The sequence below is a fragment of the Pelagicoccus sp. SDUM812005 genome, from assembly GCF_031127875.1.
Lineage (GTDB): Bacteria > Verrucomicrobiota > Verrucomicrobiia > Opitutales > Opitutaceae > Pelagicoccus.
In genome coordinates this window covers 189,145-215,282 of the sequence record NZ_JARXIA010000001.1, presented here as the reverse complement: position 1 = coordinate 215,282, position 26,138 = coordinate 189,145, and the positions used below count along the sequence as shown (strand labels likewise).

The 26,138-nt window shown below is 58.0% G+C and carries 15 protein-coding genes; 7 read left to right on the top strand and 8 right to left on the bottom strand.

Going from position 1 to position 26,138, the window contains the following annotated elements; all coding sequences use genetic code 11:
• Positions 1-127: 127 nt before the first annotated feature.
• Together QEH57_RS00775 and QEH57_RS00770 are read left to right on the top strand one after the other, a co-directional pair.
• A complete protein-coding gene (locus tag QEH57_RS00775) occupies positions 128-2,269 on the top strand; it encodes an ankyrin repeat domain-containing protein (protein ID WP_309004751.1) in 2,142 nt (713 codons plus the stop codon).
• Positions 2,270-2,283: 14 nt separating this feature from the next.
• Complete coding sequence (locus tag QEH57_RS00770) at positions 2,284-3,930, top strand: glycosyl hydrolase family 28-related protein (protein WP_309004750.1); 1,647 nt, start codon at positions 2,284-2,286, stop codon at positions 3,928-3,930.
• A gap of 81 nt (positions 3,931-4,011) precedes the next feature.
• On the opposite strand, the gene QEH57_RS00765 is transcribed toward QEH57_RS00770, so the two are convergent.
• The 7 genes from QEH57_RS00765 to QEH57_RS00735 form a co-directional block, all read right to left on the bottom strand.
• A complete protein-coding gene (locus QEH57_RS00765) occupies positions 4,012-5,361 on the bottom strand; it encodes a Gfo/Idh/MocA family oxidoreductase (RefSeq protein ID WP_309004749.1) in 1,350 nt (449 codons plus the stop codon).
• Between the two features lie 115 nt (positions 5,362-5,476).
• On the bottom strand, positions 5,477-6,598 hold the full coding sequence (locus QEH57_RS00760) for a sugar kinase (RefSeq protein ID WP_309004748.1): 1,122 nt from the start codon (positions 6,596-6,598) through the stop codon (positions 5,477-5,479).
• Between the two features lie 168 nt (positions 6,599-6,766).
• Positions 6,767-8,191, bottom strand: coding sequence for a glycosyl hydrolase 53 family protein (locus QEH57_RS00755; protein WP_309004747.1), 1,425 nt, complete (start codon positions 8,189-8,191; stop codon positions 6,767-6,769).
• Complete coding sequence (locus tag QEH57_RS00750; protein ID WP_309004746.1) at positions 8,188-10,449, bottom strand: glycoside hydrolase family 2 TIM barrel-domain containing protein; 2,262 nt, start codon at positions 10,447-10,449, stop codon at positions 8,188-8,190. The genes QEH57_RS00755 and QEH57_RS00750 overlap by 4 nt, the downstream gene beginning before the upstream one ends.
• Before the next feature lie 85 nt (positions 10,450-10,534).
• Positions 10,535-11,527 (bottom strand): LacI family DNA-binding transcriptional regulator, encoded by a 993-nt coding sequence (locus QEH57_RS00745; protein ID WP_309004745.1) that lies wholly within the window; start codon positions 11,525-11,527, stop codon positions 10,535-10,537.
• Between the two features lie 6 nt (positions 11,528-11,533).
• Complete coding sequence (locus QEH57_RS00740; RefSeq protein ID WP_309004744.1) at positions 11,534-13,033, bottom strand: MFS transporter; 1,500 nt, start codon at positions 13,031-13,033, stop codon at positions 11,534-11,536.
• 90 nt (positions 13,034-13,123) lie between these two features.
• On the bottom strand, positions 13,124-15,985 hold the full coding sequence (locus QEH57_RS00735) for a TonB-dependent receptor plug domain-containing protein (protein WP_309004743.1): 2,862 nt from the start codon (positions 15,983-15,985) through the stop codon (positions 13,124-13,126).
• A 486-nt stretch (positions 15,986-16,471) separates the two neighbouring features.
• Here QEH57_RS00735 and QEH57_RS00730 point away from each other — a divergent pair, with 486 nt between their 5' ends.
• Positions 16,472-18,910 carry a glycoside hydrolase family 88 protein gene (locus QEH57_RS00730; RefSeq protein ID WP_309004742.1) on the top strand — a complete coding sequence of 813 codons (2,439 nt, stop codon included), beginning with the start codon at positions 16,472-16,474 and terminating at the stop codon, positions 18,908-18,910.
• A gap of 79 nt (positions 18,911-18,989) precedes the next feature.
• Here QEH57_RS00730 and QEH57_RS00725 read toward each other — a convergent pair whose 3' ends face one another.
• Positions 18,990-20,369: a glycoside hydrolase family 28 protein gene (locus QEH57_RS00725; protein WP_309004741.1), complete on the bottom strand. Its 1,380-nt coding sequence runs from the start codon at positions 20,367-20,369 to the stop codon at positions 18,990-18,992.
• A 194-nt stretch (positions 20,370-20,563) separates the two neighbouring features.
• Between QEH57_RS00725 and QEH57_RS00720 the strand changes: the two genes are divergently transcribed.
• The 4 genes from QEH57_RS00720 to QEH57_RS00705 are packed head-to-tail and all read left to right on the top strand — an operon-like array spanning position 20,564 to position 26,032.
• Complete coding sequence (locus tag QEH57_RS00720) at positions 20,564-22,297, top strand: TolC family protein (RefSeq protein ID WP_309004740.1); 1,734 nt, start codon at positions 20,564-20,566, stop codon at positions 22,295-22,297.
• 3 nt (positions 22,298-22,300) lie between these two features.
• Entirely contained in the window at positions 22,301-24,007 is a 1,707-nt protein-coding gene (locus QEH57_RS00715; protein ID WP_309004739.1) for an efflux RND transporter periplasmic adaptor subunit, read from the top strand.
• A gap of 13 nt (positions 24,008-24,020) precedes the next feature.
• Entirely contained in the window at positions 24,021-24,734 is a 714-nt protein-coding gene (locus QEH57_RS00710; RefSeq protein WP_309004738.1) for an ABC transporter ATP-binding protein, read from the top strand.
• Positions 24,731-26,032 (top strand): ABC transporter permease, encoded by a 1,302-nt coding sequence (locus QEH57_RS00705; RefSeq protein WP_309004737.1) that lies wholly within the window; start codon positions 24,731-24,733, stop codon positions 26,030-26,032. Before QEH57_RS00710 ends, QEH57_RS00705 begins: the two co-directional genes overlap by 4 nt.
• Positions 26,033-26,138: the final 106 nt, after the last annotated feature.

Genomic DNA, 26,138 nt, shown 5'->3' with positions numbered 1-26,138 from the left:
TTTACCCGGCTCTACAAAGAGCTTTCTCACCTCAAGGCAGGAATCGAACGTAGCGAATTTCCAAACCGAAGAAGCTATGACATTTTTTGCCCTCGCCTAAGAAGCGGCGCCACTCAAAATCCTCCTCATGCTGTACCCTCGCCCCCTCTGGTTTCGCACCTTGTTCAGAGGAACGAAAACCGCCCTCCTGGCCTGCTCCCTACTATCGTTCCCAGGACACGCCCAGAACGAAACGCAACACGAATCCTCTCCACTCCAGCTCGAATACCGAGACGATTCGGGCAGCAGTACTCCCATAGCTGGAATCGAGCTCAAAGAAAATTCCATCTCGCTGTACTACATCGGCCCCGACAGCAGGAAAGTCTTCGTGAAGGACACTTCGCGCATCGCCCTCCAGCGGAAGACCTCCAAGGAACAGCTCCTCTACCAACCTGAACGCTTTCGGAAAAGAGTTTCAAGTACCCGAACCTCTCCGAACGACGCTCCCGGGGCCATTGTCTACACATACATAGATCAAGACGAAGCGCTCGAGGTCTGGCCAAATTCCAGCGATCAAATCGTCGCCTTCCTCATCTCCTTCAAGAGCAGCGACAGCTACCAGCTCCACGCATTTATCGACGCGAGGCAACTCCCCGAGAAAGCCATTACGAAAACAATTCACTTCCCGTCTATTTCGGAAAGCGAACTTTCGGAAAAAGCGCCCTACCTGATCGCCTACGGACTCGACGGTCCCATTCCCGTCGCCACCAAGTCTCGTATGCTAACCCAGCTCTATCCACTGCCGGAGACTTGGGACAATCCCTCCGACCAAATATCGATCTTGCGGCGAGCCGCCCGCAACGGACGAATAGACGTATTAGAAAAACAGTTACCCCGCATCTCATTGCGAAAAAACGCTCTGGCCGACCTAAAGAACTACTTACTCTACATCGCCGCCTTCCACGGGCAAATCGACACCGCAGACTACTTGCAACGCGCCGGAGCCGATCCAGCGGAAAAAATATTCCCAATCGATTCTCGACGATATAAACTGGAATCCGAATTCCCCGGAACATCTCTCCGCAGCTCCCTCAATGCCACCATCACGAACGGCTACACTAAAACATTCGAACTGCTCCTAGAGAACAGATCAAAGAAATCGCAACTCCCGAATCCTGGGAGCCTGCTCACCAGCAGCTTAATCCTCAAACGTTATGACATTGCAAAAGTACTGGTGCAGAACGGTGCCAATCTCGCTCAGATCGCCCACGAAATAGACTACTTTTTGCAACCAACTTTAAAAGATCAGCAAGCCGACTTAGCAGGACAACTCATCCTACCCTTAATTAAAACGGTTAACCATAATTCCACTTTCATAAACAGTGTCGCCCCCTCTATCAGCCCTGCGATCCTAGCTCAATTGCATGCGAAAGGAGCCCCTGTCGATTTACCCGACGAGAATGGAAACACACCTCTTTTGCTGGCAGCCGGTTACGGCAATATCCCCGCCGTCTGCTGGCTGCTTGACCACGGAGCGAACCTAGAATCCATAAACCTAGCCGGACACACCGCCCTACAGTACGCCATCGTACGACAACAGAAGGAAGCGGCAGCCTGCCTTATCGAGCAAGGAGCGGACTCAAACAAAGAAGGCCCCCACGGCCTAACGCCACTCATGTTCGCGACTCTCTTCGACGCTCCCGAAGTAGCTGCCAAGCTCATGGAAAACGGAGCTACCCTAAATCTCTCTTCTCAAGCCCTCGACGAAACCCTTATCGCGATCGCATCCCACGATCTGGCTCCGATCCTGCACCAAGCCCTCGAGCAAGGACTCGACGAAACGCATATCGCAAAAGGGATCTGGCCCCTCGACTGGATGCTCCAATACTACCAAGCGGAGGCTTGCCTCAAAGCCATCGACTCCAGCGAAAAACTTTCCAAGACTCCAATCCAGAGCGATCACTACTCCCTAAGCATCCAAAGCCTGGATACGGAATGGCTTAAGCGTTCCTTCAAAATAGAGGATCGTCCTAAGCGGCTTAGCGTCCGCTGCCTGATCGACACCAACGGCTCGCCGCACCTTGTCCAAATTCGAAACGATATGCCGCCCGTCTCCCGAGACCTTGCGAAACACCTCGTCGAAACGTTTCAGCTAAGCCGAAACCTGATCCCCTCGAACTCGCAGCTCATCCTCGCAGAATTCGAAATCCACAGTGATTCCGAAGAATTCGAATTTCCCTTCGATATCCGTACCCAAGCCCTCTACGCCATAGACCTCCCCGCCCTATGAACCAACTCCGCAAAATGCAAACGACCTACTCCCTTCGAATCCTCCTTACTCTCCTCATCATAAATGCCGCAACCTTAGCCCCAGCCTCAGTCTACAACGTCAAGAACTACGGGGCGAAAGGGGATGGCCAAACGATCGACAGCGACGCCATCAACGCAGCTATCGACGCTGCGGCGGCAAACGGAGGCGGCACCGTGCTACTGCCGGCCGGCGACTACCTTTCCTACACCCTGCGACTTAAAAGCAACATCACCCTCAAGATCGATGCTGGGGCAACTCTTATCGCCGCCGAGCCGACCGCGGACCGAGGCTACGACGCTCCCGAGCCCAACGCATGGAACCAGTATCAGGATTTTGGACACTCCCACTTCCGCAACAGCCTCATCTGGGGCGAGGGCCTAGAAGGCGTTTCCATCCTCGGCCCCGGCAAGATCTTCGGGCGAGGCCTTAGCCGTGGCAACGGTCCTCACGCAGCGCCATATGGATCCCCGCCACCACCCGCTATCGATGGCCTCTTGCCAGACGTTCTAGCAGCCGATGGCGACTTCGAAATCCTCCACCGTCCCGATATCGTGCCCGGCCCCTTCGGTCACCCCAACGCTCGCGACACCCTCGCCGATGGAATCGCCAACAAAGCCATCGCCCTGCTGAGCTGTCGCAACGTTACGATGCGCGACCTCACCATCCTGCATGGCGGACACTTCGCCATCATCACCACCGAGGTCGACAACCTCACTATCGACAACCTGCTCATCGACACCAACCGCGACGGCATCGACATCGACGCCTGCCAAAATGTCCGGATCTCCAACACTTCCGTCAACTCGCCTTGGGACGACGCCATCTGCCTCAAGTCCTCGCACGCGCTCGGCCGGCCACGCACCACCGAAAACGTCACCATAACCAATTGCGCCGTCAGCGGCTACGACGAGGGCACCCTCTACGACGGCACCCGCAAACGCACCTGGAAAACGCGAGGCGGCCCGCACGGCCGCATCAAGCTCGGCACCGAAGCGGGCGGCGGCTTCCGCAATATCACAATTTCGAATACGACCTTCGACCACTGCCGCGGCCTCGCCTTCGAGCAAGTAGACGGTGGCGTACTGGAAGATATCACCGTATCCAATATCACCATGCGCGACGTGCAAAACGCGCCCATCTTCATCCGCCTCGGAGCCCGCCTGCGCAACCCCGACGCCACCGGCCCCGGCACCGTCTCCAGAATCCTCATCGACAACGTCACCGCCTGGAACGTCGCTCCCGAACACGGAATCATCATGGCCGGCCTCGAAGGCCACCCCATCGAAGACCTAGTCCTATCAAACCTGCAATTTCACTACCGCGGCGGAGGCACCGCCGCACAGGCTCAACGCATCGTTCCCGAGTTCGAGCGCGACTACCCGGACCCCTACAATTTCGGAACGATGCCCGCTTGGGGCATGTTCGCCCGCCACGTCAAAAACCTGCAGCTGCGCGGTGTGGAGTTCCGGGCCATCAGCTACGACGCCCGGCCCGCAATCCTACTCGACGACGTACAAGGAGCCCGCGTCAGCGACCTTCACATATCCGGCGACTACAACGAAGATGCTTGGGCTACGAGCAATGTATCCAAATTTCACGCGCGCGACACAAGCGGACTGCAAAACGGGCCTCAACTCTGAGAAGACGCTCTCATCGACGGTTCAATAATCAATCCTTTCTTGCAATCGCGTGACCAGCGCGCCCTCACACGCCGCAAGCTCCTACAACGTATACTTCCAACCTTCGCGCGGCTCCGGCGAACGGATGTACCGATCGGCTTCCGGCACCCCGATGGCCCGCATGTTCTCGTTGTCCCACTGGATAGTCTTGCCCGTTCTCAAGGCGAGATTCCCCAGCAAGACCCCTTCGTTCAAGGCCGCCCCGTACTCGAAGTCGGCATTGGCGCGGCGACCTTCCTTGATCGCATTGAAAAACTCGTTGTAGTGGCTGCCCTTGATGCGCGGCAGGCTCTTCGGCGGCAGGTTCTTGCGAAAGTCCTTCCAACGCGCCTCCGGCAAAACCAAGGGGGCAGACTTGGCTCGCATGTCTGGAAAGTACAAGGCCCCTTCCGTACCCACAAAATACATACCGGCGCTCTCCTTCAAGGGATCGCCTTCCGGCCAAAACCGAAGGTTCTCAGGCAAATGCGGCTGCCCATCCTTTACGCCACTATACCACTGCACCCTTATCGGCTTGCGGCCGCCCTTCGCTCCATAGCGGTAATCGACCTTGCACCAACGCGGCGTACCCACTTCCGACATACGCGGATTGATCCCCGAAACCGTCTGCGGGGCCCCTAGCTCGAAACAAAATTCCAGCACGTCCCACATGTGGGCTCCGATATCGCCCAAGGGACCATTGCCGAAGTCCCACCAGCCTCGCCAACTCAAAGGCAGGTAGATATTATTGAAGGGACGGTAGCGGGCCGGCCCGAGCCACAGATCCCAATCCACTCCATCCGGAATCGGCTCCTCCGGAGCATCCGCTTCGTAGGTATGGAAATCGCGCTCCTTAGGTCGGTTCGTCCACAGATGGACCTCCGTAACCTCGCCCACGACTCCCGCGTCCAGCCACTCCTTGAGCACGCGCAGTCCCGCGAAGCTGTGGCCGTGCACTCCCAGCTGGGTGGTCACCTTGTACTTCTTAGCGGCCGCTCGCAGGGTGCGGATTTCCTCGATCGTATGAGCCATCGGCTTCTCCAAATAAACATGGTAGCCACGCTGCATCGCCTCCATGGCAATAGGAAAATGGGTATGGTCCGGCGTCGTAATGCCCACCGCATCGATTCCCTTGCCAAGCCGGTCGAACATCACCCGAAAGTCCCGAAAGCGCGGCACGTCAGGAAACATTGAATACGTCTCCGCTGCCCGACGATCATCGACATCGCAAAAGGCGACGGTGTTCTCCGAACGGTTTCCTTGGGCCGCATGTACCCCGTGCCCTCCCACGCCGATGTAGGCGACGTTGAGTTTGGCGGCCTTGCCCGGCTTGGCCGACAAGGACGTGATCGAGGGGAAGCTGAGCAAGCTGCTCGCATAGAGGGAGGTCTTGACGAAGTTTCTTCTATTCATTCGGGGTGCAGGGGTTAAGCCTCGGGTGAAGCCGTACAATCAAACGATCCAACACGAGTTTGCCAACCTAAACTGCGACCCCGACCGCAATCTCTAGCAGGCTCCCGCTCCGCACCTACCCAGCGGTCCGCAAGGCTGCACCTTCAACGTCAGGCACGCTCGACAGCAGGCTTTCCACTTCCCGCAAAGTAGCGATCGAGGTGTCGCCGGGCGTCGTCATGGAAAGGGCCCCGTGAGCGATGCCATAGTCCAAGGCCGTCGAAAGCTCCCCATAGCGCATCAGGCCATAGATCAAGCCGCTGGCAAAGCCGTCACCGCCCCCGACTCGATCGAGGATCTCCAAATGCTGGAATTCCCGGCTGTAAACGAAACGGCCATCCTGCAAACCAATGGCTGCCCAGTCGTTCACGCTGGCGCTCCTCACCTTGCGCAAGGTCATCACCAGGGCCCGCAGATTCGGAAAGCGCTCCGCCACCAACGGAGAACTGGCCCGAAAAAGCGCTTCGTCGCTCAAAGGGCTTCCTTCCGCTCGCTCGGTGAAAGCCAAGCCCAAGCACTTCTCGTAATCGAATTGGCTCCCGAGCAGGTAATCGGTATGGGCCACCACCGCCCGCAAGGTCTCCTGCACCTTGGCCGCATCGAAGCCGTCCCGCTCCCACAGCGAACTCCGGTAGTTCAAGTCGCAGCTCACCACCGCGCCCGCCGCCTTCGCCGCGCGACATGCTTCCAAGGTCAGCTCCGCAGTGCCCGGCCCCAAAGCCGCAAAAATGCCGCCTACGTGCAGCCAACGCGCCCCTTGCCGCTCAAACAATTCCTTCCAATCGACATCGCCGGCCTGCATCGAAGCGGCCGCCGTGTGCCCGCGATCCGAGACGCCGATCGCCCCCCGCAGACCGAAACCGCGTTCCGTGAAGTTCAAACCGTTGCGAGCCTTCATGCCCGTCCCGTCGAATGGAATCCAGCGGATGAAGCTCGTGTCGACCCGCCCCTTCTCGATCAACCGCTCCAGCAGGCGGCCGATCTCGTTGTCCACCAAGGCCGTAACCACGGTCGTCTTCATACCGAAGCACCGACTCAGGCTGCGACTCACATTGTACTCGCCGCCCCCTTCCCACACGTGAAAGTTTTCCGTTTCACGAATGCGTTCGCAGCCGGGATCAAATCTCAACATCACTTCGCCCAGCGATACGCAATCGAAGCGACAATCCTTTTCTCCAGCGGGGTAGGTAGAGCTCATGGTTTAAAACCATCCATCGTTCGACCCGGCAAAGTCAAGCCCTAACACGTGTTGGTTTCGTTTTACGTTCGACTTCCCGAAGGTCGATTGCCGTCCCGCCACGCGGCCACCGCAGCACCGGTTCAAGCTCAGCGCTACGACTTCCGCCTAAGGCGACGCTAGACAGCCTCACTCCCCTAGCTTCCAGACGCGAGCAAAGCTGCTCCCTTTCTCGTCGAGCTCGATGGTGAAAATCGCTTCGCCTTCGCTCTGCGGCCGCAGACTGCCTGAGGCCTTCCAGTCGCGCAAATCGTCCGAGCGCTCGATCTGGTATTCGCTGCCGGGACTCACGCCAAATGCCACTTCGACCCGGCCCTCCTGCGCTCCGCTAAAGTTGGAGACCGCCACAGGCCGCGCGACGCGAAGGCCAGTATAGTCGGCCTCCATCCACGTGCCTCCCGCGTGCAGGTTGTTATTGTCGCGGTGGTCGTAATAAGCCACGTGCTCGTGCGAGGACCCCGTGCCCCACGGAGTGCGGCACGGCGTGGAAACCCAGAGCGGTTCCCAAACCACCACTCCAACTCCTCCAGCGTCGATGACCTCTTGGGTCAGATCCACGTAGTAGCGACGCTGCATTTCCGGGCTCAAGGGTAGGTACTGCGGATCGGGATCGGAAATGATGTTCGCCAGCCCATCGATGTTGGCTGTATCCCACGGGTACCCCGTTTCCAGAACGATGGATCCATATTGTGGATACTTAGCTTTAAAGGCGCGAAGGATGTCGCCCATTTCCCGGATCGATCCCTTGTGCCAGGCATAATAATAGGAGATGCCCGCTAAATCGAAATCAGTGATCCCAATCCGCGTCATGCGATCAAAGAAGGACAGCATCGCATTCGGATCCGCCACATGCAGCGCTATTTTCGGATCGATATCAGAGCGCTGGCCGCACTCCCGCACGGCGCGGATCCCCGCATTCCAAAGCTTAGACAAACGCTCGTCCGAATCGCGCCAGGTCCCTCCGCCTTCTATCTCCATAAACCCGTTGGGCTTGCGGTGCACATGCAACTCATCCTGCAAGAGGATCCCGGAATTCGACTCGTTCCCCAAGGTCACGATTTCCGGCATCAGTCCGTCCGCATCGAGGCCGTCCAAAACCGCGACCACGTATTCATAAAGTCGTTGCGCCAAGGCATCGTCGTCCGCCGCCACGTCGCCCCAATCCCGAGGAATCACCTGCCTACCGGGATCCGCCCAAAAGTCGGAAAAATGGAAATCGAGAGCGACTGCCATGCCAGCTTCCTTGGAACGGCGTATCGTTTTGGTCACGTCCTCCAAATTGCTGTACTGGGCTTTCACCGCCTCAGTCGCGCGCGGGATGTCTTCCTGCCAGTACGGATCGTTCCACAAGCGTACTCGCACCAGATTCGTTCCATGCTCCGCCATGTTTACAAAGGGATCCACCACTGCGTCGCCCTCACGGAACACCGCACCGCAGTCCTCCATCTGGTTCACGTAGGAAAGATCGTTCCCAAAATAGAAAACCTCCGCATCCGCACAAAGGAAGCCTGCCGCAAAGGCGATTCCCAACGACAAAACGTTTCTAACTTTCATACTTTCAACTCCTTCTCGTTTTCCTGACTGGTAACGACTGGATCGGCTTCCGCTACCTTGTATTCCACTGACGCCTCGACCAAACCCTCGCTCTCCGCCCGTACCTGAAACGAATCGCAGCCAGCCGGACGACGAACGACCACGGACGCGATTCCAGATTCAGCCGACACATCCAAAGGGCCAACAATTTCAGCGCCGTCCGAAACGGCAAAGCGGATCCTTGGCGAAGACAGCTTACACAAAGTCCCCCTCGCATCGATGACGCGAGCGTGGGCAAAGAGTACGTCCGTCGTATCCAAACTTCCACTCACGCCACAGTCGTCCACGTTCAAGACGAGCGATGCAGGTTCCTTTGGCGTTGAGACCGAATGTCGCGCTAGGACCTCGCCTCCCAGCGAACCGACCGCCTCCAGAGTACCCGCTTCGAAAGCTGGGATCGAAAAAACAAAGGGCTTGCTGGGAAGCTGCTGCTCGCCGCCTACCGCCGCCAATCGCTGCGTGCCTAGACTCCTGCCATTCAGCGTCAGCGATACTGCTTCGCAATTGCTGAACACTAGCACATCCAAAATCGAATCCTCCACCCAACGAGAAGCGATATACACCATCGGTCCCCCATCCCATGCGGAACCACCACCTTCCGCAAAGCCACGTTGGCTGCGGTAGAAGAAGTAGGAATACTTCGGCAAGCGGTGCACGTCCATCACTCCGCAAGCCGCACGAGTCGGATGATACCCACGCGGGTAATCGTACATGGACCACAAACCATCCGTCACCGCCGGAGAGCTCAAGGTGTCGTTCAAGGCCACGATATGATTGCGGGCTTGCTGACGCAGACGTTGCTCACCTGCCCCACGAAACGCCCGACTATTGCTCGACTCCTCCAGCAAACCAGAACCGGTTTTCTGGTCGAAGCCTTCGTTCGCAGCATAGAATTCCCAGTCACCGTACTCGGCAATCACCAAAGCTTTATCGCCATTCTCCCAACTGTGGATCTGCCCATGCTGCCTGGAGTGGATATACACGTCAAAGCGATCCAGCCACCCACACACAAACATCTGGTCCCCCGGATACTCTTCATGTCCAATAGCCTGAAGCGTATCCATAAACTCATCATCCATAGCCGTCTCGTTGAGCGACAACTCCCAAAACACCACGCAAGGATGATTGCGATCGCGGCGGATCAGCTCACGAGCATTGCGATAGCAGGCGGCGCGAAACGCCTCGCCCCCCAAATACTGCCAACCGGGAATACAGTTCATCACCAATATCCCAAGCTCATCGCACGCGTCCAAAAACGCCGGCGACTGCGGATAGTGCGACAAGCGCACGTAGTCGAAACCCGACTCCTTGATCCGCTTCGCATCGCGGTACTGCGCCGCATCCGACAACGCGTATCCGATTCTTGGATAATCCTGGTGCCGATTCACCCCACGTGGGCGAACTCGGCTTCCATTCACTGTCAAGCCGCCGCTGCGCGACACCTCGATCCAACGTACCCCAAAACGTTCCCGCGTCCTGTCGCGCAACTCACCACCCTCTAGCACATCGACCTCGATCCAATGCAATTGCGGGAGTTCGATGCTCCAGAGCTTCGGTGATTCAAGGCCAATATCAAACTCTTCGGAACGCGTCGCTGCGGCTTCAACCGAAAGTCCAGAGCGGCGTCCCTCCGCCACCACGAGTCCGTTCTCCTCGATAATCCGGTAGGCCAAATCAAACTCCCTGCTTTCCGCGCTCTCATTACCGATATGCACGCCGACCGCCAAAGTGGCCGCCTCTTCGCTCGCAGCCAATGTCCGCACGAAAATCCCGCCGCTCGCGACCGCGTTCGCAGCTACCGCATCGGTAACGTACAGGTCCGCGCAGGTCCGTAGCTCGACCTTGCGATACAAGCCGCCGTAATAGCAAAAATCGAGTTCCCCGATCGGCTTCCCGGGCGGGACCTCCTCGTTGTCGCGATTATCCAAGATCACTTGCAAGACATGCTCCTCTCCATCCACTAGCTGAGCGGTTACGTCGATCTCGAAAGGCAGGTAGCCGCCAGAATGGCTCCCCACTTCCTGCCCGTCCAGAAGGACCCGAGCCGTATGCATCGCAGCGCCGAAGTAGAGCTTGTACCGACACCTAGACTCCGGCGTATCGACTTTTACCTTACGCTGGTACTCGCAGAGCCCATGCCAGCGCTTCTGGCCATCGAGATCGGATACGAAAGGGCTATGCGGCAGATAGACTGGCTCCCAGTCATCCGAGCAGTCCATTCTCCTAAAGAGCCAACCGCTCTCTAAATTTTGACTGTTACGTCTCATAGTATTGTAAAAAGCAGCAGCCGCCCTCGAGATCCCGTCACACGGAATTGCGCTCGATCAAGCGGACTGGCATTTTGACTGAATGCGTATCGACAGTCTCACCCAGAGTAAGTCGATCCAACATAGTTACAGCAGCCTCCGCCATATCGCGGAGCGGTTCTTCGATAGCCGTTAGCGGCGGAATGATTAGTTCCGAAATCCCCTCGTTCTCGCCACCGATAATCGAAATGTCTTCCGGGACGCGCAGCCCCATCACGTAGCTAAGCAAATGGATACACTCCATCGCTTGTAAGCTCGTACCCGGAACGTAAATACAATCCACCCCGCTTCGCACGAGGCGCGTCACCACGGCAGGATCGTTTCCAGAGCTTGCCGGCACGAACAAGCGCTCGTCCACCTCGAGCCCGGCCTCCTCGATCGCCGCTCGGTAGCCTTTCAAGCGTTCTGCAAACCCCGGCCCTTCGCCGCCGAAGCAAGCGAGTCGCTTCTTGCCGCAATCGATGAAATGCTTCGCCGCCAAGTAGCCGGAATTGTAGTGGTCCGAATAGACTCGGTACTGCTTATCCGTTACCTCAAACTTATCCATGTAGACGACAGGCAAGCGCTTCTCGATGCTTTTGAGAAATTCGAGCAGCTTCGTATCGTAGGTCACCGCCACGATCCCATCGAGGAACAATCCGGGCAACTCCTCGAAAGGATCCGTCGGCAACACGACGCCGATCTTCCGCTTGGAGAACGCGAACGAAAGGTGCGCCGTCAGGGTTGCCGCGTAACCTTCCACCCGGTCCGTGAACTTCGGATCGCTCAAGATCGCCACTTGGCGCGAGCGCACCGAAACCTGCGGCTTCAAGTCCAGCTCCTTCGCTGCCTTGAGGATAGCGTCGCGGGTCTCAGGCTTCACGCGGTCACGGTTGTTCAACACGCGACTCACCGTGCCTGGTGAAAAGCCTGTATGCTTAGCGAGGTCGTAGATGGTGACCTTCTTTGCTGGCGTATCCGCCTTCGAACTACCTTTTTCCGATTTCTTCATCTCAGCTTATACAGCGCCGCGTCGCTCTTCGAGGGCGTCTCGAATGTCGTAGGCCTTCTGTCTGGTTAAGGGATAAAATACGAGGACCACCATCGCGAGCAAGGCCCATACCGCCGTCGAGATCGACAGGAACAGCCGCAGCGTCAGGATGCTCTCATCGCTCTGCTCGCCGCCGAGCTCCGCGTTGAACCCGGAGATCTGCAGAGCCAAGCCCATACCGAGGATAGAGGCGGAGTAGCCCACCTTTTGCACCCAAAGATACACGCAACTAAACATTCCTTCGCGGCGCTGCCCGTGCCGCAATTCGTCGTCATCGCAAACGTCCGCCACCATCGACGGCAGCAGCACCGTAATGGCGATCCAGATCGGGCCGCAGAAGATCGGGTCGATCAAGATCTTCCAAGGATTGCCGGGCGTGTAGAGCACCCACTTGCCAATCGAGCCCACGAATACCATGCCGAAGATAATTGCGAGCGCGGTACGCTTGCCGAACTTGTTGGCCAGCCAATTGACCGGATACAAGGAAAGCATTCCCACTACCGCGTATCCAGTAGAGAGGATACCCTTCCATTTAGAACCTTCCGCGATATCGCCGTCGAACATGTAGTAAACGATCAGGTAATAGTCCGTGCTGGAAGCGAACATGCCTGCCACTATCTGGAGAGCCGTGAGCGAGATCAGCACTACAAACGCTCGGTTGCGCAGGGAATGCTTCACCGAGACCCAAAACTTCACCTTGTTCTGCTTGCTGGTAACCTTCGCGTAGTAGCGTTCCTTCACGAAGAATCCGGGTATCATGCCGAAACCGGCCAGGATCACGATCCCCACCAGCCAGCCCACGGCGCGAATGCCGAAAAGCTCCTCTTCCGACGACCCCCACCATTTCGCGGCGGTTATGAAGAACGGCAGGGACGCCAGGAAAAACAACCACTGGTAGCCAGCCTCGCCCACCTTGCTGAAGAAGCCGCAAAACGCCATCACCCTCGTGCGCTCCTTGTAGTCGGGGGTCATCTCCAAGGTCAACGCCGTCAGCGGAACCGAGAAGACCGTGTAGCAAGTGTAGTAGATGATGAGCGTAGTGATCAGGTAGCCGACCATCCAACTCTCGCTCAAACCGCCCGGCACCATCCAGATCAAGCCGAAGGCCAAGCCTTGCAGAACCGCTCCGATCACGATCAAGGGGCGGCGACGTCCCCAGCGGGTATGCAAATTGTCCGACACGAAGCCCATCAAGGGATCGGTAAACGCATCCCATAGGCGCGGCACTGAAAGGGCCACTCCCAACAATACGGGATTCAAGGCCAAGGTCATCTGATAGACCGGTACCGCGAAGCTGTTCACCGCAATATTGCCGAAGAACTGGGAAAAGTATCCCAAGCCCAAGGCGGACTTTTCGCTAAACTTGACCTTGTCCTCGGCCTTGGTCACCCGGTCCTCGCCCTCCCCCTTTACGCGCGTCGCCGCTGGGACGAAGGTGGGTTCCGGATTATCGCTAAGTTCTGACATCTTGTGTATCGGTGCGTAGTGGGCCTATGGGGACGGCATGCTCTCTCGCAGCTGTCGCCCCGTCAATGGATTTGCCTGCCTGAAAACGAGCTAGAAGGAGAAGCGGGTCGTGAGCATCACCTTGCGTGGCTCCTGCAAACCGACGCGCTCGGGGCGACTGGAATCCCACCAGGCAACCGTGTAAACTTGGTGCTGATCTTCGTCTAGAAGATTGGATACATTGAGCTGAATCTCGATATCCGTTGGCTTCCCGAAAAGATCGCGAGTGAACTCGTATCCAGCCGAAAAGTCCGTTAGGAAAAGGTTTTCCCCTTCAATCAACTCCCCGCCGACCATGCCGATCACGTTCGTATCCTGATAGCGAGCGCCACCGCCGACATAAAGTCCCTTCAAGCCGCCCTCGCTAAACTTGTAGTTCGTGTACAAGCTCGTGCCGTAGCCGCGCTCTCCCCGAGCCGGCTGGCCGTTGAAGGAGGTCGCCTCGTCGATACCGTCCATCATCCAACCGATATGGTTGCCGAGCGTATCCCAGTCCCCGCCGCCAAAATTGTAGTCGGCGCCCGCCACCTCGAGCCAATAGGCCGTGTTCTCGGCCGCCCAGGCATCGACTTCGGACATGATATTGTCCTTCACGACGTCCGTCTTGGAGAAGTTGAACGAAACCCGCCAGTTATCGGTGGGATTGGCGATGACCTCCAACTCCCACCCCTTGGAGAAGCGGTCTTCGAGATAGGCATTCGCATCGAGGATACGCGCGTCGCGCTCCGCAGCCGTGATCAAGTCGGAATTAAAAAAGGCCCGAAGGAAGGTGTTGTTGCGATTCGTAACGTCCGCCTGGATATTTCCCCACTCCGAGGTATTCTCGTAGTCCGTTTCATAGTAGTTGAAGTTCGCATACAGCTTCCCCTCCATCAGGTCGAATTTCAGTCCGATGTCGGTGCCGGATCCTTCCGGCATAGGAGGCAGCCCTCCGCCGATAATCCTCTGGTTCACCGATGGAAGCTGACGCGTGTTGGACTTATTGGCATAGATCGAAACCTTATCGGTCAAGTGATAGACGGCGCCGATCGTCGAGGTGTCGGCGCTGAAGCTCTCCTTTGTTACGTTCGCCGTATCAAGGATATACCTACCGCCGCTGTCACGAGTCGAACCGAAGCTCGTATAGTCGAGCGAGTCGCTACGGAATCCGAATGTCGTAACAAGATCCCCCTCGAAGAAATAGCTCTGCAAGGCAGCCAGCAAGGTGTCCTGCGTTTGGTCGGAATTGTTGATCTCTTGGTTCGGCGCCCATCCCGAGGTCAAGCTCGCGCCGGAAACGGGATCAACCATCCCTACGATCGGCGTTTGCCAGCTCGAGGCACGGATATCTCTGGAGTTTCCTTCCTCGAAATAGTAGCGACGGAAAACGCGATTGGAGTCGAACTCCGCGTAGCCGCTCGCTTCGTCCCAATCGACCGCAAAAGGCGCGCCTTCGAACACTTCCGCGTCCTCACGATTCAAATACTCGCGCCAAGAGCGTTGGGCCATCACCGCGAAACGGTGGTTCGCGAACTCACCGGTCTCGAAACTGTAGGCAGCCGTAGCCCGCAGATTGTCGATGTCCGTGGTATTGGTTCGGCGTGTCCAGTTATTCTCGATGTAAAGCTGCCCTGCGTAAGGATTGGCGTCCCAAGTCGGCAGCCAGTTGCTGGCATCGCCCCAGATATTTGTGGCGTCGCCCATGTAGCCGTAACGGGAAAGGTTTCCGCCATTTGGATCGTAGCCGAGAAACTCGCTATTTTGGTGATTGTATGATAAATCCAAATACAGATCGTCGGAAGCCTGCAATTCGTAGTTGACCGTATAAGTATCATAATCCGTGAAACGCTGGGCACCAGGACCGCCAGGGTTCGTCTCGAAGGGAAAGAGCTGCAAGTTCTCCTCCGTCATCTCGAGGTGGCCCCAGCTTTGGTTCGCCAGATAGGTGAACGGCATGCTTTGCCAGTTCATCAGTTCGCCCGAGTTCTCGACGTAGACGAGGTGCTCGCTCCAAGTCTGGCGGATCGAATCGCTCACCGGCCAGTCCCATTGAGCCCCGTCGTAAGTGGGGCGTCCCGCTTCGCGCCAAGCCCATGCCTGGTCAATCACTAGCCAAGGCCGGGCCACGTTGTCTTCCACCTTACCGGTCTCGAACTCCGCTTTCAACATCGACTTCTCACTTGGTTTCCAACGGGCCGCCAAGTGCAGGCGATCCGCTTCGTAGCTCTCGAAGTTACGCCAACCTTCGCTGTCCTCCGTCATCGCATTCAGGCGGATGGCAAAGACGTCCTCCACCAGCACACGGTTCAAGTCCACCGTACCGCGCAAGCGATCCCAGCTGCCTACCGAAAAGCTGACTTCGTCCTTCAAATCGCCGAAGGAAGCCGACTTCGTAGTTGTATTGACGATACCGCCCGCCGACCCGAAGCCGAATAGGATCGAGTTTGGGCCGCGGGACTGGTCCACGCGCTCCACGTTATAGAAGTCCGATGAGGTTTCCCAGTCGAAGTAGTTGCGGGCGTAGCTCGCCGGCAGACCGCGGATCCGCAATTGCCACTCCTCATTGCCGATCATGGGATTGCCGTTGAAGTTCGGAGCAGCATCCCCGTAGTCGGGCACGGAATTGTTCGAGTAGAGGATCACGTCCTTCATGCTCGTGGCACCGATGTCCTCGATGAATTCCGCCGTCAGAACCGAAATCGCCGCCCCCGTGTCCTTGAGCGAAGTGTTGAGGCGACTGCCCGCTAGCGTGCTGGTCGCCCGGTAGCCCTGGTCGCTGTCAGCTGTCACTTCGAAGGGCGAAAGCGTAAATACCTCCTCCTCGCTCTCTTGAGCGTGGGAAAGGGAAAGCGCGCCGCCGAAGCAGAACGCCGAAAGGGCAACGCTGTAGCGCTGCAGCCGCTGGGAACGATCTTGGGTGTAGTCTGGTTTCATAACGAATGAACTTGTTCGGGGTTCAACAAGCCTCCCTCGATCGCTGGAAATACAAACTCGCAGCTACAAAAAAAAGGGAACGCCTGGGGATTTTGGGTAGTGGAAAAACAATAGAAGCCGCGCCCCTCCACGCTTTCGCGCTTTCAGAACTCGAGCCTCATTTTGTTACTGTTATACTTTTCATAAAACTGTTTTACACACATCCGACAAGAAGATTCTGCGTGGTCGCACGGAGCGGCAAGGAGCGCGAGGCGCCGAACGCACCTGCTTGCCCGGTGTAACTCTCAGTTGCTCAGTGACTCCGAACAGGCTCGCCCTCCTCGCCCCATTTCGACTGGGAACTAAAAATTTTGTCCGCTAAAACGATTGAAAACAGAAAGCATTTCGACTCAGATCACCCCGTGACGCACTAGACGCACACTCGCTGAGCCCCTTTCCCGCGTTCCCCCTCCCCACTTCCAAAAAGCAGAACCCTAAAAATACAGCATGAAACCTAACACGTGTAAGGCCATTTCATTGGCTTGCCTCATGGCGCCGACTCTTGCGACGGCCGCCCTTTCCTCCAACGAAGCGATCGCCAGCGTGCAGTTGACCAACCCCAGCGACTACCAGCGCCTGGACGAAGTCATCTCCTTCGACCTCTTCGACCTCGGCCTGCGCAAGCAGGACGAACGGGCCCGACAGCTCGTAGCCATGGAGGGAGAGCTCTCCCTTCCCAGCCAATCCGTCGACGACGACGGCGACGGCGACTACGACCGCTTCCTCGTGGGTCTCGACTTCGCCCCCGGCCAAAGCCGCGACATCGAAATCCTGGTCGCTCCCGCCGTGGCGAACGCCAATGCCTTCCCCAAGCGTACCCAAGCCGAAATTTCCCGGGCGGTAGGCGGCAAGTGGGTCGGCCAAGTCTACGAAGGCGGCACCGGCTTCGAAAACGTGCAAAGCCTCACCCCTCCCGCCCAACACAAGGACCACTCCCTCTACATTCGCTACGAAGGCCTCGGCATCGAGTCCGACAAAGTCGCCTACCGCATCTACCTCGATAAGCGCAACGGCTTCGACATCTTCAGCAAGACCCAGCACGAGCTCGCCTTGCACAAGATCGGCCAGGACGGTTTCGAGTCCTACCACCACCTGGCCGACTGGGGCATGGACACCCTCAAGGTCGGCAAGTCCCTCGGCACCGGCGGCTACGGCCACTGGAACGGAAAAGGCGTGGACATCGTCTCCGAAGTCGACGGCTGGGACGCCAGCATCAAGGAAAACGGCCACCTCCAATCGTCATTCACTATCAAGTACAAGGGTTGGGAAATCGCCGACAAGAAGGTCGACCTCGACGCCACCCTCTCCATGAAAGCGGGCAGCCACCTCGTGCATGTGGATCTTGAATACAGCGAAGTCCCGGGCCCCATCGCCATCGGACTCGTCAAGCACCCCAATACCGAGCTCATCGAAGGCAACCGCGACATCTCCAACTTCGGGGCCTGGACCTACATCGCCAGCTGGGGCAAGCAAAGCCTCAACGACGACCACCTCGGCATGGCCGTCTTCTTCCGCAAAGGCAGCCTCGAAGCAGTCACCCAGGACGAGGCGAACTACGTCGCCGTAGTCGAAACCGGCAACACCGGCTACGACTACTATTTCTGCTCCACCTGGGAAAAGGAACCCAACGGCATCAAGAGCAAAGCGGACTTTATCGCCTTCCTCGACCGCCAAATGGAAAAGCTCACCATCCCCGTTCGTAAGGAAGTTGTCACTACGCTCGACCTCGCCAACAAGCAAGGCGCCCTCACCGCCGAACGAGCCCTCGCCTACAGCCTGCAAATGTCCGAGTCGGAAATGAAACGCCTCGGCTACGGCCTCGCCCTCGACAACTTCGATCCAGACCGCGAACGCGCCGCCAACTGGACCTACACCACCGGCCTGCTCATGCAAGCCATCGACGACACCGCCGCCGCCGCCCAACGGGCCGACCTGCGCAGCTACGCGGACAAGGTCATGGCCTCCTTCATCGAAGACGACGGAACCATCACCGGCTACAAGAAGAGCAGCTACAACATCGACATGGTGAACTCCGGCAAGTACCTGCTCCGCCTCTGGGAACGCACCGGGGAGCAAAAGTACAAGATCGCCTCCGACCACCTCCGCGCCCAGCTCGAAGATCATCCGCGCACCTCGGAAGGCGCCTTCTGGCACAAGCAAATCTACCCCAGCCAGCTATGGCTCGACGGGGTCTACATGGGCATGCCCTTCCTCGCCCACTACAGCCAGCTCTTCGAAAACGGCGCGGAAACGAAAACCGCCGTGCACGAATTCGAAATCGCCCGCAAGCACATGCGCGACTCAAAGACTGGCCTCTACTACCACGGATGGGACGAGTCCAAAGCCCAGTCCTGGGCCAATCCGTCCAACGGCCTCTCCGAAGAATTCTGGGGACGCGGCTACGGCTGGTACAGCATGGCCCTCGTCGACGTCATGGACTTCATTCCGGAATCCCAGAAGGACCTGCGCAAAACCATGGTCAAGCTCATAGAAGAAGTCGCCGATTCCCTCCTCGGCGTCCAAGACCCAGAGACCGGAACCTGGTACCAAGTCCTCAATAAGCCGGAACATCCCGCCAACTATACCGAGTCCTCCGCCAGCTCCATGTTCGTCTACTTCATGGCAAAGGCCATCAACGAAGGGTATTTGTCCGACAAATACAAAGACGCCGTCCTCAAAGGCTACCAAGGGATCATCGACGAATTCATCACCTTCCACGCCGACGGTTCCCTCAGCCTAAAAGACGTCTGCAAGGTAGCCGGACTCGGCTTCGGCCGCGACGGCAGCTTCCATTACTACATGACCGAAGAGATCGTCGACAACGGCCCCCACGGAGTTGGCCCCTTCATCCTCGCCGGACTCGAAGTCAGCAAGCTGCTCCAATAGCGCAATCCGCGCCCCAGCGACAAAGCTCGCAATTTCCAATCCACAAAAAGGGATGCCATCCGGCATCCCTTTTTCGTACCTAACGCTCCCGCCAACTGAGCGTACCCTCGATAACCTGCGAGCCCAGCTGCACGTTTTCAAACTCTAGGCCGACCGCGTTCTCCACGATAAAAGGAGTATCCACGCTCTCGATACGAATGTTCTTAAACAGCACCTCTCGCAACGGCGAAGCCTGCGGAGCATGAGCCTCGAAGACCACCTTTACCTTCTCAACCGTCATATCCTCGAAAACGATATCCCGGTAAGTCGCAGGGAAATTGCCTCCCAGCTTGCTCGGATAGTTCAACTGAAACCAAAAAAGCGTGTCGAAGGAACCGACCTCGAAATTGCGCAAGCGGATCTTTTCCACCAAGCCGCCTCGGTCTAGATTCGACTTGAAACGAAAGGCGGACATGCCGCTGCGCAAAACGTTATCCGTGAAATACACATGGCTAATGCCACCCGACATTTCGCTGCCTAGCCCGATCCCGTCCTCTCCTCCGAGATCGTTGTTGCGCACCACGATGTGAGTGCTGGGGATACCAATCGTGCGCCCATCCAGATCCCGACCGGACTTGATCACCACGGAATCGTCCCCGGTACGAAAAACGTTGCCCTCCACTAAGACCAGCGAGCTCGACTCCACGTCGATACCATCGTTGTTCGGAAAGTGGCTATCGATTCGCAAGTTTCGCACCGTGGCGTGCTTCACGTAAACCAAGTGATTCACCCAAAACGGCGAATTCACCACCTTGTATCCAGAAAGAAAAACACGCTCGCCGCCAAAGACCTGCACCGTTGGAGGACGCAAGAACGTTCCCGCCCCAAATTGCCGCTCCTCCACAGGAGCCCCTTCGAAGCCCATCTTCCGTAGCCGATGGACATCAGCTTCCGCTTTCGTATACCAAGCAAGGAACTCGCTCTCCGCATTCCCATCGATCGTTCCCGTCCCCGTAATCGCTACATCCTCTACGTCCCGCGCGTATATCAACGGCGAATAAGTATAGAGCTCCGTTCCTTCCCAACGCGTTTTCACCACCGGCAAATAGTTCGCCGCCTCGCCGGAAAAGAGCAACGTCGCCCCTTCCGAGATATGTAGCTCGATCCGGCTTCGCAGATGGATCGGCCCCTGGCACCGCCACTCCCCGGGCGGGATCACCACCTGACCTCCACCTTCAGCGCTCGCGGCTTCGATCGCCGCGAGGATAGCCGGCCGAGCGTCCACGCTCCCCGACTTCGCCCCAAAGCTCTCGATCGAAACGCTTCGCTGCGGAATCCGCGGCAGCTCTACCGCCTCCACGATGGCGTCCGCCACTGCCCAGTCAGCCGGAGCGTCCGTTGAAAAGTCTGCCGCAGCCCATCCCTCCAAGCAGGGTAAGGCAGCAGCGATCAGCAAGGAAAAGGATCTACCAAGTCTCATAGTCTAAATCGGGGTTGTTCGCTTCCGTTAGGGGTGAAAGGGTTGGGGCGAAGCGAACTGTCACCAAAAAGCAAACACGCGAGGCTGTCAACGAACCCGCACGCCGCGTCGGCAAAAGCTCGCTCGCAGCTGCCAAAGAGCGGCTGCGGTAACCCTGCGGTAAGGTTTCCTCTGCTAGAGTTGCGCTTGCTAGCATGGAAAAGGACTCACCCTCAAAAGTAAGCCGTTCGATTGTGGCAGGGGTGACCCTGGCCTCTGTTCTCTCGTGGACTGGTTGCACAAGCCACTCCTATCGCAAACGGGCCGACAAGTCCGCCTACCAGGTCGTCTCCCAAGTCGAGCAGAAGATCTTCGGCGAAGCTTCCGACTTCTCCATCGCGACCGAGTACACCGGAAGGAACCCCAAAGACGTCCGCATCGAAGAAATCTTCGCGGACCGCAGCGCCGAGGGACAGCTCACTCTCAGCTTGGCCGACAGCATCGCCATCGCCACCCAAAACAGCCGACAGTACCAGAGCGCCAAGGAGCGGCTCTACCTCACCGCCCTCAACCTTACCGGCCAACGCCACGCCTTCCGGCCTCAATTTTTCGCCCGTAGCTCCGCGCGCCGCAGCGTCAGCGCCGACGGCGTCAAAACCGACTCCATCGGGACGGACGTCGGGGTCGGCCTGCTCCTCGCCACCGGAGCAAACCTGAGCCTCAATCTCGCCAACGACATCCTGCGCTTCGTCTCCAGCCCCAGCGGCGAATCCCTCTCCTCCGCCCTCAGCTTCAGCATCTCCCAGCCCTTGCTGCGCGGCGCCGGCAAGCAAGTCGCCGCCGAACGCCTCACCCAAGCCCAGCGGGACGTGATCTACGCCGTCCGCGACTTCGCCCACTTCGAGAACGAGTTCATGGTATCCATCGTCATGGACTACTTCCGCCTCCTCCAGCGCAAGGATACCGTCTACAACGAATACAAGAACTACCAGTCCCGCATCAAGTCCACCGAGTACCTCAAGGCCCGCTCGGTCGACCGCGCCAAGGCCCTCGACGTCAACCGCGCCGAACAATCCGAGCTCTCCGCCCGGAACCGCTATATCAATTCCATCGTCAACTACCGCAACTCCCTCGACCGCTTCAAGATCAGCCTCGGCCTCGCCCAAACCGTCGAGATACGCCTGCAAGACTCCGAGATGGAAGCCCTCAAGGACCGCGGGCTCATCCCGCACGGGCTCGAAGCCGCCCAAGGCTTCCAGCTCGCCACCCAATACCGGCTCCCCCTGCTCAACGAAATCGACCAGTTTGAAGACGTTAAACGCAAGACCATCATCGCCGCCAACCAGCTCAAGCCGAGCCTCGGCTTTTCCGCCAGCGCCTCGGTCGACAGCCTCGACGACAATCGCTACGACCAATTCGACTTCGATCGGGTCCGCCGCGACGTAGGCCTCTCGCTCGACCTGCCCTTCAGGGACGTGTCGCGCCGCAACAACTACAGAAGCGCCTTGATCGGTTTCGAGTCGGAGATCCGCTCCTTCAGCCTCACCCTCGATCAGCTGCGCACCCAGATCGAAGAAAGCTTCCAAAACCTCGAACGCCTCCGCCAAAACTACGAGATCCAAACCAACGCAGTCGCCCTCGCCGAAAAAAGCGTGCTCGGCGCCCAGCTCTCCATCGAAGCTGGCGAAGGCATCTACCGCGACCTCGAAGACGCGCAGGACAACCTAATTTCCGCCCAAAACGCCCAAACCGGAGCCATCGTCGACTACCTCGAAGCTCGCCTCGGGCTCCTCATCCAAATCGGTATCATCGATACGGATACCGAACGATTCTGGTTAACCGACGCGAGCAAGGTTAGCCTTTCCACCACCGACCGCTCCGCATCGCTCTCCCAAACGATCCAGAGCGATGGCAGCGTCATTACGCCAGAACAACTTTTCGAGCTATAAGAAATGAACGACACGCCCAAGGAACAAACCTCAGCCAAACCTGCCATGATCAAAGAGCTCATTCAGAAAACCCGCTCGTTCGTGACCAAGCGCTACCGCCAACGGCCCATCGCCACCTCCCTCGCCGGCGCCGCCATCGTCGCCCTCCTGTTCTTCTCCCTGTTCAGCGGCGATTCCAGCAGCGACGCCTTCAACTACCACACCGTCACCCGCTCCGACTTCCTCGTCAGCATCGTCGAAGGCGGTTCCCTGCAGGCAGTCAAGGAAGTCACCGTGCGCAACCAAGTCGACGGCACCTCCCGCATCATCTACATCATCCCAGAAGGGACCTTCGTGAAAAAGGGAGACCTGATCGTACAACTCGATACCGCCGAAGCGGAAAAGGACCTCAACGAACAACTGCTTCGCTACGAAGACGACAAGGCCGACGTCATTAAATCCAAGACCGACGTCACCATCACCCGCAGCGAGGTGGAGAGCGACATCCGCTCCGCCGAGCTCGCCGTCAAGTTCGCCGAAATGGACCTGCAAAAGTTCGAGCAAATCGAAAAGGAACAGGAAATGCGCAACGCCCAGATCGAAGTCTTCACCGCCGAGGAATCCCTCAAGCTCGCCGAAGAAAAGCTGGACTGGTCGGAGAAGCTAACCGTCGAAGGCTTCGAGACCAAAGGAAACCTGGACCGAGACAAGCTCGCCGTCACTAAACAGACCCTCAGCCTCGAAAAGGCCAAAAGCGTCAAGAAGATGCTCTCCGACTACGACCTCGCGAAGTTGGAAGCTGAATACAGGTCGAAGCTCGAGGAAGCCAAGGAGGAACTCAACCGCGTCAAAACCCAAGGCAACAGCAAGATCCTGCAGAACCAAGCCAACTACGAAAAAGCCGAACGCAAGCTCGGCCTCAGCGAAGCGAAGCTCAAGAAGATGCAGGAGCAAATGGAGTCCACCAACATCCGCGCTCCCCAAGACGGCCTTATCGTCTACGCCAAGCCTAGCAGCCGCTACAGCCGCGAGTCCATCATCGAAGAAGGAGCCGAAATCCGCCAACGCCAGAGCATCGTCACCATCCCCGACACCTCTGCCATGAAGGTCGTGGTCAAAGTCCACGAATCCCACGTCAATCAACTCAAGGTCGGACAAGTCGCCTTCGTCGTCCTGGACTCCATGCCCGACAGCCGCTTCCAAGGCCGCGTCACCAAAATTGCGATACTTCCCGACCAGCAAAGCTCCTTCGGAAACTCCAACCTCAAGGTCTACGACACCGAAATCGTCATCGAGGACAAACTCCCCGACGTTAAGCCAGGCGTATCCGCCAAGGCGGAAATCGTCGTCACCAACCTCAAGGACGTAATTACCGTACCCATACAATGCGTGACCACCATCAAGGGTAAGCAAGTCTGCTTCGTCAAAGGCATCGGCGGCCCCAGCCCCAAGGAAGTCGAGGTCGGCCTCTTCAACAACAAGTACATCGAGATCGTTTCCGGGCTGGAGGAAGGCGATCGCGTACTGCTCTCGCCCCCGATGGACGGATCCATCGACCTCGGCGGCGCCATCGTAGGCGAAGACGAAACCATCGATGTCGAACCGCGCGAAATCGCTCCCCCCGCCGAAGCGGAGCCTCCGAGCCAGGAGCGACGCAACCCGAATCGCGAGCGCTCTCCCGACCGCCCTCGAAAGGAACGCCCCAACGCCGAGCCGCGCTCCGACACTTAGACCGCCCGCCTCCATGATCTCAGAACCCAAGACCATCATCGAAATCCGGGATATCGAAAAGATATTCCAAGTCGGCGAAGTACAAGTACGCGCCCTGCGAGGCGTAAACATCGCCATCGAAGAAGGCTCCTACGTCGCCATCATGGGCCCCTCCGGCTCGGGAAAGTCCACCATGCTCAATATCCTGGGCTGTCTCGACCGCCCAACCAAAGGCCAATACTTCCTCGGCGGCGAAGACGTATCCGTGATGGACGACGACACCCTGTCCACCATCCGGGGCAAGCGCCTGGGATTCATCTTCCAGTCCTACAACCTCATCGCCCAGCTCACCGTTATCGAGAACATCCAGGTTCCCCTGCTCTACCAAGGCGTCGACCTCAAGGAGCACGAGCAACGCTGCATCGACCTCGCCAAGCTGGTCGGACTCGCCGAACGCCTCGACCACCGCCCCACCCAGCTATCCGGCGGCCAACAGCAACGCGTCGCCATCGCCCGCTCCCTAGTCAACGACCCGCTCATGATCCTCGCCGACGAACCGACCGGTAACCTAGACTCTAAAACCGGAACCGAAGTCCTCGAGCTCCTCGACAAGCTCAACGCCCAAGGCAAAACGATCGTCATGGTCACCCACGACGACGACATCGCCTTCCGCGCCGACCGCGTCATCCGCATGAAAGACGGCCTCGTCGACAGCGACGTCCGCAACACGCAAAAAGTGAAACCATGAGCGCCCCCAAGCTAAACCAGCACCGCATCGTGACCTCCGTGCTCTTGGGCATCAAGAGCCTCATGCTGCACAAGCTCCGCTCCGGCCTCACCATGCTGGGCATGATCTTCGGCGTCTGCTCCGTTATCGCCATGCTCGCCATCGGCGAAGGAGCCTCCCACGAAGCCCAAGAGCGCATCAAGCGGCTCGGCTCCACCAACATCATCATCAACAGCGTCAAGCCCCCCGAGCAACAGGACTCCGGCTCCAACAGTTCCAGCTTCGCCCTTAGCTACGGCCTCACCTACGACGACGCATCCCGCCTGCAGTACACCATCCCCAACGTGGAAAGCGTGCTGCCTATGCGTATCATCCGCGACAACGTCCGCTTCAGCCAAAACCAGGAGCCCTGCCAAGTCATCGGCACCCATCCCCAATACGCGAACATCCAAAAGGTCCAACTCGTCTCCGGCCGCTTCCTCGCCGCCATGGACGAAAAACACCAACGCAACGTCTGCGTCATCACTTCCGGGCTCGCAAGACGACTCTTCACCTACCAAGACCCGCTCGAATCCACGATCCGGATACAAGACGTCTACTACCAAGTCGTCGGCATCATCAACGAAACCGGCACCTTGGAACAGCGCCCGCAACAAGGCGAATCGGAAGGGGAAGCCCTCGACAACAACGTCTACATTCCCCTCTCCACCGCCCGTTCCCGCTTCGGCGAAACCATCGTACGCAGCAACGCCGGAGGCTTCAGCGCCGAGACCATCGAGCTCCACCGCATCATCGTCAAGATGGCCAATACCGACGCCGTCATCGCTGCCGAACAACAAATCGCCAGCCTCCTGCGCCGCTTCCACGAACAAAACGACTTCGAGCTAATCGTTCCCCTGCAGCTTCTCAGAGAGGCGGAAGCAACCAAGCGCATGTTCAGCATCGTGCTCGGCTCCATCGCCGCCATATCGCTCATCGTAGGCGGTATCGGAATTATGAATATCATGCTCGCAACCGTTACCGAACGCACCCGCGAGATCGGCCTCCGTCGTGCTCTCGGCGCCAAGAAGCAAGACATCGTGTCCCAATTTCTAATCGAAACCGTGGTGCTGTCCATCGGAGGCGGCCTCGTCGGCGTGATCCTCGGGGTCCTCGTACCTGTTCTCGTATCCATTTCGACAGACATGATTACGATCATAACCCCCTGGTCCGTCATCCTAGCCTTCGGCATCTCAGGCTTAACCGGCATCGCCTTCGGCATTTACCCCGCCTCCCAAGCCGCCGAGCTCGACCCCATCGAAGCCCTCCGCCACGAGTAACAAGAGATCCGCAGCGCAGCCCCCTAGGGCTGTCGCCACTGGAAACAAAGCTCAAAGAGCGAAGGCTGCTCGCGACACGCCGCAAGCGCACCACCGGTCCGCACCT

Bases quoted from the DNA above. Each gene is read 5' to 3' on its own strand.
- QEH57_RS00775 (WP_309004751.1), top strand. From the start codon at position 128: ATGCTGTACCCTCGCCCCCTCTGGTTTCGCACCTTGTTCAGAGGAACG.
- QEH57_RS00770 (WP_309004750.1), top strand. From the start codon at position 2,284: ATGCAAACGACCTACTCCCTTCGAATCCTCCTTACTCTCCTCATCATA.
- QEH57_RS00765 (WP_309004749.1), bottom strand. From the start codon at position 5,361: ATGAATAGAAGAAACTTCGTCAAGACCTCCCTCTATGCGAGCAGCTTG.
- QEH57_RS00760 (WP_309004748.1), bottom strand. From the start codon at position 6,598: ATGAGCTCTACCTACCCCGCTGGAGAAAAGGATTGTCGCTTCGATTGC.
- QEH57_RS00755 (WP_309004747.1), bottom strand. From the start codon at position 8,191: ATGAAAGTTAGAAACGTTTTGTCGTTGGGAATCGCCTTTGCGGCAGGC.
- QEH57_RS00750 (WP_309004746.1), bottom strand. From the start codon at position 10,449: ATGGACTGCTCGGATGACTGGGAGCCAGTCTATCTGCCGCATAGCCCT.
- QEH57_RS00745 (WP_309004745.1), bottom strand. From the start codon at position 11,527: ATGAAGAAATCGGAAAAAGGTAGTTCGAAGGCGGATACGCCAGCAAAG.
- QEH57_RS00740 (WP_309004744.1), bottom strand. From the start codon at position 13,033: ATGTCAGAACTTAGCGATAATCCGGAACCCACCTTCGTCCCAGCGGCG.
- QEH57_RS00735 (WP_309004743.1), bottom strand. From the start codon at position 15,985: ATGAAACCAGACTACACCCAAGATCGTTCCCAGCGGCTGCAGCGCTAC.
- QEH57_RS00730 (WP_309004742.1), top strand. From the start codon at position 16,472: ATGAAACCTAACACGTGTAAGGCCATTTCATTGGCTTGCCTCATGGCG.
- QEH57_RS00725 (WP_309004741.1), bottom strand. From the start codon at position 20,369: ATGAGACTTGGTAGATCCTTTTCCTTGCTGATCGCTGCTGCCTTACCC.
- QEH57_RS00720 (WP_309004740.1), top strand. From the start codon at position 20,564: ATGGAAAAGGACTCACCCTCAAAAGTAAGCCGTTCGATTGTGGCAGGG.
- QEH57_RS00715 (WP_309004739.1), top strand. From the start codon at position 22,301: ATGAACGACACGCCCAAGGAACAAACCTCAGCCAAACCTGCCATGATC.
- QEH57_RS00710 (WP_309004738.1), top strand. From the start codon at position 24,021: ATGATCTCAGAACCCAAGACCATCATCGAAATCCGGGATATCGAAAAG.
- QEH57_RS00705 (WP_309004737.1), top strand. From the start codon at position 24,731: ATGAGCGCCCCCAAGCTAAACCAGCACCGCATCGTGACCTCCGTGCTC.